Source organism: Pedobacter lusitanus, assembly GCF_040026395.1.
GTDB classification, from domain to species: Bacteria; Bacteroidota; Bacteroidia; order Sphingobacteriales; family Sphingobacteriaceae; genus Pedobacter; species Pedobacter lusitanus.
In genome coordinates this window covers 1,367,597-1,380,931 of record NZ_CP157278.1, presented here as the reverse complement: position 1 = coordinate 1,380,931, position 13,335 = coordinate 1,367,597, and the positions used below count along the sequence as shown (strand labels likewise).

9 protein-coding genes are annotated in these 13,335 nt (G+C 36.0%); 7 read left to right on the top strand and 2 right to left on the bottom strand.

All coding sequences use genetic code 11. The features are described from left to right. Positions 1-392 precede the first annotated feature (392 nt). The 4 genes from PL_RS05845 (at position 393) to PL_RS05830 (ending at position 4,544) form a co-directional block, all read left to right on the top strand. The gene (locus PL_RS05845) at positions 393-782 is read left to right on the top strand and encodes a helix-turn-helix domain-containing protein (RefSeq protein ID WP_160292167.1); all 390 of its coding nucleotides are present in this window, start codon (positions 393-395) and stop codon (positions 780-782) included. Then, the gene (locus PL_RS05840; protein ID WP_041886941.1) at positions 782-1,906 is read left to right on the top strand and encodes a site-specific integrase; all 1,125 of its coding nucleotides are present in this window, start codon (positions 782-784) and stop codon (positions 1,904-1,906) included. The genes PL_RS05845 and PL_RS05840 overlap by 1 nt, the downstream gene beginning before the upstream one ends. A 234-nt stretch (positions 1,907-2,140) precedes the next feature. Beyond that, a complete protein-coding gene (locus PL_RS05835) occupies positions 2,141-3,676 on the top strand; it encodes an ATP-binding protein (protein WP_041886944.1) in 1,536 nt (511 codons plus the stop codon). A 58-nt stretch (positions 3,677-3,734) separates the two neighbouring features. After that, positions 3,735-4,544, top strand: coding sequence for a DUF6602 domain-containing protein (locus PL_RS05830; protein WP_041886946.1), 810 nt, complete (start codon positions 3,735-3,737; stop codon positions 4,542-4,544). Positions 4,545-5,477: 933 nt separating this feature from the next. Here the strand turns inward: PL_RS05830 and PL_RS05825 are convergent. Further along, a complete protein-coding gene (locus PL_RS05825; RefSeq protein ID WP_052496625.1) occupies positions 5,478-7,643 on the bottom strand; it encodes an ATP-binding protein in 2,166 nt (721 codons plus the stop codon). Beyond that, complete coding sequence (locus PL_RS05820; RefSeq protein WP_052496626.1) at positions 7,640-9,094, bottom strand: SIR2 family protein; 1,455 nt, start codon at positions 9,092-9,094, stop codon at positions 7,640-7,642. The genes PL_RS05825 and PL_RS05820 overlap by 4 nt, the downstream gene beginning before the upstream one ends. Before the next feature lie 157 nt (positions 9,095-9,251). On the opposite strand from PL_RS05820, the gene PL_RS05815 reads away from it, so the two are divergent. From PL_RS05815 to PL_RS05805, 3 genes are all read left to right on the top strand, one after another. Beyond that, entirely contained in the window at positions 9,252-9,995 is a 744-nt protein-coding gene (locus PL_RS05815; RefSeq protein ID WP_041886948.1) for a hypothetical protein, read from the top strand. 201 nt (positions 9,996-10,196) lie between these two features. Beyond that, on the top strand, positions 10,197-11,258 hold the full coding sequence (locus PL_RS05810; RefSeq protein WP_052496627.1) for a DUF3644 domain-containing protein: 1,062 nt from the start codon (positions 10,197-10,199) through the stop codon (positions 11,256-11,258). Positions 11,259-11,562: 304 nt separating this feature from the next. Further along, a complete protein-coding gene (locus PL_RS05805; RefSeq protein WP_041886950.1) occupies positions 11,563-13,218 on the top strand; it encodes an RNA-directed DNA polymerase in 1,656 nt (551 codons plus the stop codon). Positions 13,219-13,335: the final 117 nt, after the last annotated feature.

The following is a 13,335-nucleotide window of genomic DNA, read 5'->3' as shown; positions in this document are numbered from 1 at the left end:
AACAACTTAGATGTTGTACAACGGATGCGTTGTAATTGAAATGTTTTTTTTACGTTTGTGGAAGATTAGAGGCTTTTATTATGGAATTACCGCTGTAATTTCAAGTGCTTTTGTATCTCATCGTATCGATGAATAAAGCATTTTTTATTTATCATGATATGATTTAATGGTTAGCATAAGTTAATATGCCGATGCCAAATTTTATATAGAATATGAGTTCCAATTTTACAGTCAAAAGGATTTGTGAGCATTGCAAAGGAATATTTGATGCTAAAACAACAGTAACACGTTTTTGTAGCGCAATATGCAATAAGAGAAGTTATAAGCTAAGATTGCGTATTAGTGCAATGAAAGACACAGATCAGGAAGTACAAACTATTCTGGAAAAACCGATGAAGAGTTTACAGGGAAAAGATTTTTTGAGTGTGAGTAATGCGGCGAAGCTTTTAAGCACATCAACAAAAATGATCTATAGAATGATTGCAGACGGGAAATTAGCTGCTGTAAATCTCTCGGTCCGTAAAACTGTTATATCCCGTAAGGAAATCGATCGATTGTTTGAAATTAAAGAGCAGATTAAATTCCCTGAAGAGAAGCTTGTGGTTAGACCCAAGATAAAAGATAGCTATTCTATGGCAGAAGCACAAAATAAATTTGAAATTTCAGAGGCAGGTTTGTATCAGCTGATTAAACGACATAAGATATCTAAATTTAAAAATGGCTGGTATACTTATGTCGCAAAAAAAGATCTTGATGTAATTTTTAATAATGGTATAAAATAATGTCCAAGGTTACCATACGGCGTAAAGCTATTTCCAAAGCGAGGCATACCATCTATCTGGATCACTATCCGCCAATTTATAACCCATATACTGGAAAACTGCAGCGAACGGAGTATCTAAAGCTATATACCTTTGATAAGCCATCTAATAGCGCGGAAAGGTTGCATAATAAGGAAACTTCAAATCTTGTGGAATTTATACGTGCTAGTCGTCAGATTGATATTCAAAATAGGAGATTTGGGTTTTTGTCTGATACTATCAGAGATTCTAGTTTCATAGAGCATTTTAGGACCTTTACGATTAAGAAGCAAAAGTCTGACTCCGATAATCATGCAATGGCGCTTCGTTATTTTATAGCTTTCGCTGGGGAAGATATTAAGTTGAGTGATTTAAATGATTTTTTGTGCGAAGATTACAAAAACTTCTTGTTAAGTGGGCCTGGAATAAGTAGGAGAGAGAAAGCTATAAGTAAGAACACCGCAGTGAATTATTTTGCTAAATTTCGTTCAGTTCTTAAGGAGGTGTTTAAAAGAGGACTGATTGATGTTGATTTATATAAAATTGTTCTGCCTATTAAGCCTAAGGAAACACACAGGGATCGTTTGGAAATTGAAGAGTTTCAGCGATTAGCATCCGCACCTTCATCATCTGATTTGATGAAAAGAGCGGCTTTATTTTCGGGACTTACTGGCTTACGATTTTCTGATGTACAGGCTTTAACTTATTCAAATGTTAAAGGAGTACCTGGCAGATACTATTTGCAGTATATCCAGGATAAAACAGAGAATGCTGAGGTATTGCCAATCTCAGATCAAGCAGTGCAACTTATTGGAAAAAGAGGAGAGCCCAGAGAGTTAGTCTTTGGTAACTTAAAATATTCGACCCTAAAGCCATTTTTTGTTTCTTGGTTATCTAGAGCGGATGTGTATAAAAATATTACTTTTCATAGTTTTAGACATACGTATGCAACCTTGCAATTGGAATATGGAACGGATATTTTTACATTATCTAAATTGCTCGGACATAAAAGTCTAAAAAGTACTCAGGTTTATGCTAAAATTATTGACAGGAAAAAGACTGAAGCAGCAGGTAGAATAGTCCTTGATTTGGAATGCCTTTCGTGATAGCTATCTAGTTTAGGTCTTCAGTGGCGATAGCTTTAATGTTAATTGTAATAATAATTTGGTAATTAGATTTACGGTTTCCCGTAGGGGGGTGTCGATAATCTTTTATATTTTAGTAAAATATGAATTGAAATTTTACATGTTAAAAACTAATCTGATTCCAATTCTTGGTGTTGGCACGTTTAGTAACATTTAAGATTAAAATAGAAGCTATTAACCAAGTAAATTTAAATTATGAAATTACGTTCTGTAAAGCTTAAAAATTTCAGAAGCTATAAGGAGGAAACAATTATTGACTTAGATGATTTGACAGTATTTGTCGGTAAAAACGATATTGGAAAATCAACAATCTTAGAAGCGTTAGATATTTTTTTTAATGATGGAAAAGGAGCTATTAAATTAGATAAAGATGATGTTAATAAAACAGCTATAGCTGAGGGGGATAATGATATTTATATATCTGCAATTTTTACAGACTTACCAACAAATGTTGTCATTGACTCAACAAATGAAACTACATTTGATAATGAATATCTTTTAAATTCTGATGGCTATTTAGAGGTGATTAAAAAATATCCAAATGCAGGAGCATCAAAGGTTTTTATTAAAGCAAATCATCCAACAAATCCAGATTGTGCAGATTTACTGCTTAAAAAGATAGTTGATTATAAAAAAATTATAACCAAAGAAAATATTGAATGTGAAAATCTTACGATTAACGCAATTATGCGAACTGCAATTTGGAGCCACTTTGCTGGTGATTTACAATTAGAAGAAATACTAATTGATACTTCGAAAGAAGATGCTAAGAATATTTGGGAAAAAATTCAAACGTATTTGCCTCAATACTCACTTTTTCAATCGGATAGGAAAAATAGCGATAATGATAGTGAAGTTCAAGATCCATTAAAAAAAGCTGTACAACAAATATTGGCAGACCAAGAGATTGTTGCAATGTTTGAAGACATTGCTCAGAGAGTTGCATCACGATTAACGGAGGTTTCGGATTTAACATTAGATAAATTAAGGGAGATGAATCCTGAAATAGCTAATACTTTAAACCCAATTATTCCAGCTTCTAATGCTTTAAAATGGAGTGATGTGTTTAAAAGTGTTTCAATTTGCGGAGACGAAAATATTCCAATCAATAAAAGAGGTAGTGGAGTTAAAAGGTTAATTTTATTAAATTTCTTTAGAGCTGAAGCTGAAAGAAGATTGCAGTCAGGTAATTCTCAATCAATAATTTACGCTATTGAAGAGCCTGAAACATCACAACATTCAGATCATCAAAAATTATTAATAAAAGCATTTATCGAATTGTCTCAAGCTAATAATACACAGGTATTGTTAACTACACATAGTTCTACTGTTGTTAAGGGATTAGATTTTGATCATTTAAGACTAGTTTCTAAAAATGATGCAGGTAATAAATCAATTGAAGCTATTATTCCAAATCAATTACCTTACCCGTCTTTAAATGAAATTAATTTTATAGCTTTCAAAGATTTAACAGAAGAATATCATAATGAACTTCATGGATTTATTGAAGGAGAAGAAATGTGGGCTAATTTTAAAAATGGTAGACCAACCATGAATTATACTAAAATATTTAAAGATGGAAACACAGGTTTACAACAGGTGGTCTTAACTGAATATATTAGGCATCAAATACATCATCCTGAAAATGCATTAAATCAAAGGTACACATTTGATCAACTTGTAGATTCGGTAAATAACATGAGGGAATTTATATTAAGCCAAAGAAACTAACCCAACTACAATCTTTTTTATTAATACATTGACGCTTTCTAATAGACAGTAATTACATATGTACGGGGAATACTTGGAACGCCTTTCTAGGCAGATTGAAGCTAGATTTAATCAGATTGAAGCTATTTACAATTTTGAGCATGGAAATGAATTTGAGGTTGCCTTGTGCCAGCTATTGGCTGAATTATTACCTGATAAGTATGGTGTTTGCCGGGGGGTTATTTTATCGCATGATGACGATAAAGAGGGCGACGATATCATTATTTATGATAGAATGAATTTTCCATCTTTACGGGGAGATGAAAGTGTAGGTTTTAGTTTGAGGCAACAAATTCCATTTGATGCTGTATACGCATATATTGAGTGTAAACATGCTATTGAAGATTATGAGACTTTAAATAAGGCGCTAAGTCAAGTTGCAAAAGTGAAAGAACTGTTATTTAAAAGGCAGTTGAGAAAAAATAAAGATTATGATGTTGCTGGACCAATTTACAATGGCAAGGTTCGAGACTGGCCGAGGCAGGAACCAGAGTACCTAAACCAACCTTATGGGGTGGTTTTTGCGAGACGATATAAGAGCAGATTGATCTCTTCAATTCGCCCTACATCGTTATCGCCGGATTTAATGATACTTGGGAAGGATCATATCGGAAGCCAAACGGTTAATTTGGGTCCAGATGGGGTTAAGGGAGCCATATTTGTCGATGAGAAATGTGGTTATCCCCTTGTTGAAGAATTTAATAAAGATTGTGCTTTCGGTTTAGGCATTATAATGTTATTAAATGCGTTAAGTAGTATCCAACTTGAGCCTATTAATTGGAATGCCTTTCTTAATAATCATTTCAGCGAAAAGCTGAAAAAGACTTAAGCTGTGAATTAAATTCGACGTCATTTTTAAAGCTCGGGTGAAAATATATTAGAACAGAAAATTTTTAAATTAGTTAAGGTTGCATTTTTTTTTTGATTTTATTTCTGAAAGAGATATCAATTTTCGTATTTCAATGAGAGGGCCCCTCGGTTTCGGGTCAAACTGACCGACTGACTAGCTGCCGAGCGTGGTAGCGAATACACCACGAAGTCTTACCAAAGATAATTAATTCTCAAAAAACCACGATCTGGCACCAAGCAAATGTAGCTCAACTTCGCTCTCATTCCTTCACACTCCTTTTTGAAGCAAAACAGAGCTCTGATTAGATTGCCCTGTTAGGCATTTCAAAGCCACCTCAAATTAGAGCCTATAAACGGTTCAACTCTCAATTTGGATAGTGCCCTTTTCGCAGCATACATCACCGCCTTGCGGCTATTATTCAGCCTCACAACTTCAATATTAACAGATTAATTAAGATAGAAAAAGTGGCCTCAGGTAGATACTCCGACGAAAGTACACCAGGAGCAAAAGGGTAGCATTTTTCCCCGAAATGAGGGGGGCGAATTGGAGCGGAATTGAGCGTCAGTACAACTGCGGAATGAAGAGCTCAGTTTTGACGAAACTCCCACACAGATGGCAAACCAATGCTATAGGAGGAGGCGGATGTAAAATAGCTATTCAGTAATTCTTCAATCTTTTGCATTATCCCCTTATTTACATTTTATGATCGTCATAAACTGACGATCATAAAATCTTTCACAATAATTGAGGAAAAGCTAAATATTGGATGCATTCAACTTTTTAGTATGCTTGTCAACTTTAAATGAAATTCGTTCTCTCCTAATTCTCGATTTATTGGTTCAATAAGCAGTATAAAGCACTTTAAATTGTTTGTGTGCAAATTTTCCAGATACCTCGTCTCAATAGTTTTTGTTATTGTGCATTCTCTGGGCTGGCATCGTCAATTGTTTTTTCTGATGTTGGGGTATATTTCATGCCTTTTTCCCAAGCCTCGGCAATTCCCTTATAGTTGGGGAAGTCCGGTGGTAACTCTTTTGTCCAATTCTCTATGAATTTTGGGTTGTTACTGTTTGGTCGTGGGTTTGCTGTATTCATTCTGGCTTGAACAGGTGTTCTAACAGCGTCTCCCATAATGACTACATGTTGTTGAGGTAGGATTGGCAGTTGTTGTAAAATATCTTCGTTTGCGGCTGAGACTAACTGTCTGACATATTTTTGATCCTCTGGATTTTGAAGTCTATGGATAATGAATGAGTTACACTGGGAAAGTACAGTCTTTGAAAGTTCGGAAGGACGTTGACTAGAAACGAGCAGCGATATACCATACTTTCTGCCTTCTCTAGCTATTCGCTCAAAAACTTTTTTGGCAATGGAATCCTTTTCGCCACGATTTCGCTCAGGAATATAGTTCTGGGCTTCTTCTAGGGCAATGACCATTGGTAGCATTCCCCGGTCGCTTTCAGGAAATCTGGAAACAAATTCTAAGATTAATCTTCCAATCAGTCCGGTAATAGTCTCTAAGACTTCGTGTGGCAGAAGCGACATGTCGATAATAGTAATTTGGCTAGGTTTAGCGTGGTTTAATTCTGAGCCTTGTGGCCTGGGGAACTTCTCCTCATAGTATTTTGAAAAGTAATCTTCATCTCCTGTTTGGAAAACCTTGCAAAAGTCGCCAAGAATAAATGATATGAATTTGGATAGTGCAGAAGTGATCTCTGTTTCATGGCCAAGTATCAATGGTGTCGATATTCGCTCGTCTCCTAAAAACGATTGTAGCCTTAATCGAAGTGTCGATACAAATTCTCTGAGCCTATTTCCAGTATTTTCATTTTCTGTAATAGCCTCGTCAAAGAATCTTTCAATGAGGTCTTTGAAATTAAAATAGATGGGCAGATCAATATTGCGCTCTTCAGTTGACTCTTTTCCGCGGATGGAAACATTGTATAAAGATATATGTATTTTTAGGAGTTCACTCGTCTCCGCCAATACCTTAGTGCTAACAATCCCATTAACGTATTGGCCTGGCTTACTAAGTTTACTCTTCTCAGTAAAGAGGCTCTTTAGTGCCTTAATTATTATGCTTTTATCGAAATCTGTCTGTAATGAACTTAACTCTTGTATAAAAGAGTCCACTTCATCGAAGATTGTATTTTTGATCTTGAATGAGTTTTCATCGCATTCATTTGCAATGGATTCAAGTCTAGAAATATACGATTGTGGTATAGTCTTTTTTGTTGTGGCAACGGTCTGGTTTTTTGCAAGGCCTAACGCGCGTTTGAAGACGGGTGCTTGTGTTCCGGGGGTCGGCTCGAAAAGATAGTCAAAGTCAGTAAAATTCATGAACCAAAACGGTATTTTCATGCCATTCTTGTCAATGTGGAACGGATTTACCTCTTTCAGTTTTCGGTATGGAGCCTCTAAGGTACCTTCGAAGGCCGATTTATATTCACCGTTGGTGTCTAAGATGATGATGTGCGCATTCTGTAATTGTTTTCCATTATAGTCGAAATCAAATAGGCTCTGGATGATCGAGGCGAGTGTGCAGGATTTTCCTGATCCTGTATTGCCTAGTATGGCAGCGTGTTTTCCGAAAAATTTATCAGGGTTTATTTTGATCTTGTAATCTCCAAATGCTGGGGATGTTCCTATGGGTAGATAGAAGTCCTCATCAAAGTTTATGGTTTCCTTTGTTTTTTGGTCAAATATATTGTTAAGGTCGTCAGTTGTGACATACCAGACAGGGTTATCTAGGATAGGGTAGTTATAGACGCCCTGTATGTATTTACCATTGTTCTCAATGGTCCCTATCATAGTTGCGGTGAGGTATCTTGCCGATTTGGTTAGGAAGATAGCTTCCTTGTTCTTGCCTAGTTCGGTCTCATCAGCAGCCCTTACTTCGGTTACCATTCCCACGATTCTATCGGCACCAATGGGAATGATCACGTAGGAATTTATTCTGGCTACTTCATATATTCCTTCGTATCCACTTTTATAAAGACTTTTGAGTTCGTCATCTAATTTGATTGATACCCTAAAGCTGTTGACAGAAATTACCTTTCCTATAGTTTTTTCGCTCATTGTTCAGGTGTTTTAGTATTCTCAGCTTGGGTATTAGTATTTTTAAATAGGTTATTTAAGGTATTAGCTACTCTTTCGTTATTGTCGATATTGTTAAAGTTCGGCATTAGTGTATCGGAAAAGCTGAGAAAGTCGCCAAAGAAAGATCCTTCGAGAATGATGATCCTTGGATCATTGAGATCTTTCATGTTCTTAATATAGTCATTGCGTGTACCAGAGAAGTCGACTATAATAAGGGTAAAGGTTGGATTGGATAATGCCTGAAAGATAATATCGTTGAAATGATCATCTCCAAATGAATAGCCAATGGTGATGAGTACAGACTGGGATTGGGTTATTGTTGCAGCAAATTGTCTGAATAGTTCTGAATAGGGGAGATCTAGTGTATAAGATTTTTTGACTGCAGAAGGATAAATAATTATCTCACCTTTTTTGTTGAGGTTTTCTATTAGTTCTAAAGGCTTTTCCTCTATCCCATATATATTATTGGAATCTCTCTTTTCCGAGTTCACCCAGGATAGAGACCCATGTAACTTGATATAGCGGACCACCTTTTCTATACGTTGTACCTTTCCTGCAGTTGTGGATCCCGGATAGAAGATGTCGTATTCGAAAGTTTCAGGCTTAAAGAAACGTTTGTGAAATCCGGCAAAGCCGTCGATATAATGGATGCCAAGCTTATCGAAAGCGTATTCAAAAGCTAGATCATAGTTTGCAGTGAATATTGTTGCGCGCCTTAAATTTAGTGGTCGCTGAAGTAGTGCCTTTAGGAATTTTTCATGGAAGATGTATTTGCTTTGTGATTTAAGCAATTCACCTTGCTCTACTTCTTTAGGAAATTGGCTTGCTTTCTTACGGTCAATTACGTCATCAGAAACTGGCCTATTTTCCAGATTGCAGACATTGAACAAGCCTTCTTTTATTGCCGTAATGAGTTCGCTGATCTTATCACTTCTCTCTATACTTTTATCTTGATCCAATACAAAATCCTTTGCTATAAGATAATTGAGGATAACCTCATATTCTATTGCTATTTCTTTTGAATCTGCGTCTCTAATTATATCAGCCACTATCGCGAATTTCCAACCACGTACATCCAGAAATTCATTTGTTTCTTGTTTTAGATGAGTGCGAGCATAGGTTAATTTTTCCGACTGTAATATTTTTACCGTTTTGTTTAGTTCATTAAAAATACCTTTCTGTTCCTTGTCTTTCTCTAGTAGATAGTTCTCGACCTCCAATGGGAAATTCCTGATGGACACTGCACCAAGGTGAATAGATGTCCCAGATCCGAAGAGGAAGCTAACGTTGTCAAGTTCAAGATAGTTCTTGAGCATTAGCTTTACTTTGTCAATGATTTTGGATTGATCTGGATCGGCTTCTATCCAGTCATTAAGTTTATCAGTATTGCCGAAAAATATCCTGTTTTTTGAAGAATCAAAATGAGTCATGCGTTAGAGAGTAAAAGTGATATTTTCAAATATAGATATTCGTGGGAGTAATTGAATCCATAATGTTTACTTTAAGATTAAATGCGATCTAGATTTCGATATTTTTGATTAACAGAAGATACGTATCTTTGTAAGACCAGTTAGGTGTAAATTTGTGATGGATTTAAAATATTATTATTTTGGCTCGGCCGATTCTTTAGATACCGACGTCCTAGTGCATCATCCAGAGGCAACGGGTACAGATTCAGATTCCAGTCTTGTGGACGAATTGAGAAGCAAATTTCCTATGTGTATTAAATGGGATATCAATATTGTGAAGATTGATGGTGGGTATGTAACAAAATCTATTCCTTCCAAGGGTAATGTGGATTCGGTCAACAACAGTCTCTACCAAACCTATCATTTGCACGTTCAAGACCATGAACAGCCAATAATTGGTAATCTCCCCCGACAAAAGCTACTTGCCGTTGTACGCTGTATTAGGGCGATCTTGCTTTCTGTAAAGAAAACTTCTCAATATAAATTGCATATTCGTCCTGCATTGAAAGCTGACTTTATTGACCGTCTAGATGCTTTATTAAAGGTCAGCTATGACCAACCACCTTTTTCCAAAGAGGAAGATAACCTCGACGAATACAAGCGCGTCGCCTTTCGGATCGGTCAGACCCTGTCACTTTTGGATGGAATTGAGATTTATACTAAAGAAGATTTTATAAGATACCATCCTGATTTGGCCGCTATCATTAACAGAGCATCGATGCCTATTCTTGGTCAGATGGAGGCTAAGATAGCTGAGCTCTACCATGTCATACAACGCATGGGAATTGTCCAGATGGATAAAGATATCGTACAATGGAACCAGTTTAAAGCCAATTTTAAAACTGAGGATGATATTTTGTAAGATAACAGAAATAGAAATTTAAGAGGGATAATAATGACAATTTAGAATGGTTCCATAGCCTTGAAAGAGCTCTGAATCACAATATTCTATCATAACCTGAGGCCATTAAATTTAGTATATTCGGTTATAAAGATATGTTCCAATACCTTTCAATCATTTTTTATGTTGCGGAACTGTGTCGATAAGATAATTAGATATAATATGGCCAGAAACAGCGTACTTTTTGATAAATCTATTGCGGCCTGCATTTCAGGAATAGAGATTTATAATAAACCGGATTTTCGATATCGCGAAGAAACGTTCACGATATTGATGATCAATGCTTGGGAGCTGTTGTTAAAAGCGAAAATTCTCAAAGACAATAAAAACCAGGTTCAAAGTATCTACGTTAAGGAGCCGAAAAAGTTGAGGAGTGGAGAAAAATCAACGAAACAAACCATAGTAAAGAAGTCAAGGTCAGGAAATCCCTTGAGCATAGAATTGCTCAGAGCGCTCGATTTAGTCGCCTTTACAGATGGGAGTATTACTGCTCCTCTTAAAGAGAACATAGTTGCGTTGTGCGAAATTCGGGATAATGCAATTCATTTCAAAAATGATGAACCTGAATTGGGAAAGCTAGTATTGGAATTAGGAACTGCCAGCTTAAAAAATTATCTGAATGCTGTGAAAATGTGGTTCGACAAAGACCTGAGTAGGTATAATTTTTACCTAATGCCTATGTCCTTTTTTCACGAGTTTGAAAGTATGAACAGTTTTTCTATTTCCAAACCCAGCATCCAATTGGAGAAACTCATGAGTTATTTGAGTGAAAAAGTTGCGCAGCATAAATCAGATCCTGATCAGGAATATAATCTGCTACTTAGAGTAGAAACAAAATTCGTGAAGTCAAGTGTAGAGGATGCGCTAATTGTTAAACAGGTTAGAAGAAGAGAAGAAGCTGAGGATCCAGATTCGGTTCAAGAGGTGATTCTAACGGAAGAAAATGTTTTGCTGAAGTTTCCATGGACCCATCGTGAGTTATGTCTTCGCTTAAAAAAACGCTATGATACATTCAAACAAGATTCTAAATTCAAAGAATCGATCCGGGAGTTGAAGAAAGATACTATGCTATGTCATACTCGTTTTGCGAATCCATTTGCAGAAAAGAGTGCTAGAACCTATTTTTATAGTCCTAATTGCATAGCCATTTTTTTTGATAAAATTTACAAGATACAACCTCCATTGAAGGTTGTATCCAAGGTCGCTGCCGTGGACGAGGCTTGAGTGAGCTAGATCGAAAGTTATAGAGGTCTGTTAATAGTTTATCATCCTCCGCAGCAATGGAAATGTTTCTGCTCGTGGGTACGATAAAAAAAAGTCATGAACTTGAAGCCAACTGATAATTTTGGATATTTTTTTTGATCAATTTAATCAGTAATTTCTGTTTCAGCTTGGATGACCTTTTATTTTGAAAAATAAATCTACTGCATTTGAAGAGTTTCATGTTATGTTAGTTCTGTTAACCATGGGAGTATACTTTTTAATTTATTATTATGATATTAGTATAAATTATTGAATCTCGTTAAATATGACATTAGAAGACCTAGTTATCATTGGGTATTTGCCTGAAGAGCTATTGCCCGTGTTTACTACGGAAGATCTTAAGCCTTTACTTCCAGATATTATTAGAGACTTGGATCGCTTTAATCCTCTTAAAGGGGGAGATATTAAGAAGAAAGTAAGTAAATGTGTTACTTTTTCTATTCCCAAAGCCAGTGGATATAGACGGACATTAAGTATCCCGAACCCGTTGCATTATATTCGGCTCAGCAATACTATCGTAAACCACTGGGCTGATATTTCAAGGCATACGGAGTCTTCTATTGTGTCAGGTTCTAGGCTTAATAATGGTGGTGTCAGAGCTATAGAAAAACCAAATTTTGAAGAATTTATTAATCAGCGGATTATAAGAGCAGTAGGTAATCGCTATCTGTTGAAAATTGATATCTCCAGGTTTTACAATTCCATTTATACACATAGTATTCCATGGGCGCTGCATACTAAGTCTGTTTCGAAAAGTATTAGGACACGAGTTGGTCTCTTTGGCAACGCACTAGATGAGGACTGCCGGAGAATGCAAGATGGACAAACTATGGGTATACCCGTAGGTCCTGATACCAGTAGGGTCATTTCCGAAGTAATCCTAGCTGCAATCGATAAGATGTTGATTGAGCAATTACCTGGATTTAAAGGAATTCGAATTATTGATGATTACTATTTATATTTTACTTCTCTTGCCGATGTTGAGATCGCAAGGGCACTTATCCATAAAATCCTCAAAGAATATGAATTAGAGTTAAATCCAAGTAAAGATGCAGTCAGTATGATCCCTGAGATGTTGGAGTCTCAATGGTATACCGAACTGAAAATTATCAGATTCTCCAATATTAAGTCTGCTCAAAGAAAGGAGCTTATCTCATTTTTTGATAGGGCAGCTTTCTATGCTAAAAAACATCCAGAAGATTCCGTCATTTCTTATGCAATTTCCAAAGTGCGAAATTTTGCGATTCATAAAGACAATTTAATCATCCTACAATCTCTATTATTGAATTCAATCCTGTTGGAATCTAAAGCCATCGCACTCCTGACGGAGATATTGATTTCTTATCATAAAAATAGTTACACCTTGGAGTTGGTTGCAATTAAACATGCGCTGCAAGAATTTATTAAGTTTCACTGCGACTTGAACAATGAGTATGAGATTTTTTGGGCGTTATGGGCAATGAAGAACCTCGCTCTGAAAGTGGATAGATCTGTTGCTGATAAGCTTACTCTTTCTAGAAACCCAATAGTCATTTTAGTGGTGCTCCATTTGAGAAATTCACGATTTATTTCAAAAAGGATTGATGTGTCAGAATGGGAGGCATTACTTACAAAAGATAATTTGTATAATGAATATTGGCTGGTTGCTTATGAAGCGAAACTTCGTGGTTGGCTAACTACTGCTGATGATTACTTAGAAACTGATCCTTTCTTTAAATTTCTTAAGGACAAGAGAGTACATTTTTATAAACCAAGAAAAACTCTATCGGCATCGCGTGCCGCAGTTTTTGCTCGAGAACCTTCAATGGCTCGGCATGAGGATGCGTATGATTTAATTTTTAGTAACATTATACGATCACGGGTGAGGCCGACAACATCCCAAATTTTGCCGGATTCTACAGGTTTTGACTTGGAGTTTTAGCACCTGGTATTCTTCACTCTAACAAAGTAATATTTGTATTCATACGTAAATATAAATTTTGGCTATTCTAAAATATTGCTAACAATTTTGCTTTCCAGTGATATAAACCGGATTTTT

Excerpts from the sequence above, each read along its gene's own strand:
- PL_RS05820 (WP_052496626.1), bottom strand. The coding sequence starts at position 9,094 with ATGACTCATTTTGATTCTTCAAAAAACAGGATATTTTTCGGCAATACT.
- PL_RS05805 (WP_041886950.1), top strand. The coding sequence starts at position 11,563 with ATGACATTAGAAGACCTAGTTATCATTGGGTATTTGCCTGAAGAGCTA.
- PL_RS05825 (WP_052496625.1), bottom strand. The coding sequence starts at position 7,643 with ATGAGCGAAAAAACTATAGGAAAGGTAATTTCTGTCAACAGCTTTAGG.
- PL_RS05830 (WP_041886946.1), top strand. The coding sequence starts at position 3,735 with ATGTACGGGGAATACTTGGAACGCCTTTCTAGGCAGATTGAAGCTAGA.
- PL_RS05845 (WP_160292167.1), top strand. The coding sequence starts at position 393 with ATGAAGAGTTTACAGGGAAAAGATTTTTTGAGTGTGAGTAATGCGGCG.
- PL_RS05840 (WP_041886941.1), top strand. The coding sequence starts at position 782 with ATGTCCAAGGTTACCATACGGCGTAAAGCTATTTCCAAAGCGAGGCAT.
- PL_RS05815 (WP_041886948.1), top strand. The coding sequence starts at position 9,252 with ATGGATTTAAAATATTATTATTTTGGCTCGGCCGATTCTTTAGATACC.
- PL_RS05810 (WP_052496627.1), top strand. The coding sequence starts at position 10,197 with ATGGCCAGAAACAGCGTACTTTTTGATAAATCTATTGCGGCCTGCATT.
- PL_RS05835 (WP_041886944.1), top strand. The coding sequence starts at position 2,141 with ATGAAATTACGTTCTGTAAAGCTTAAAAATTTCAGAAGCTATAAGGAG.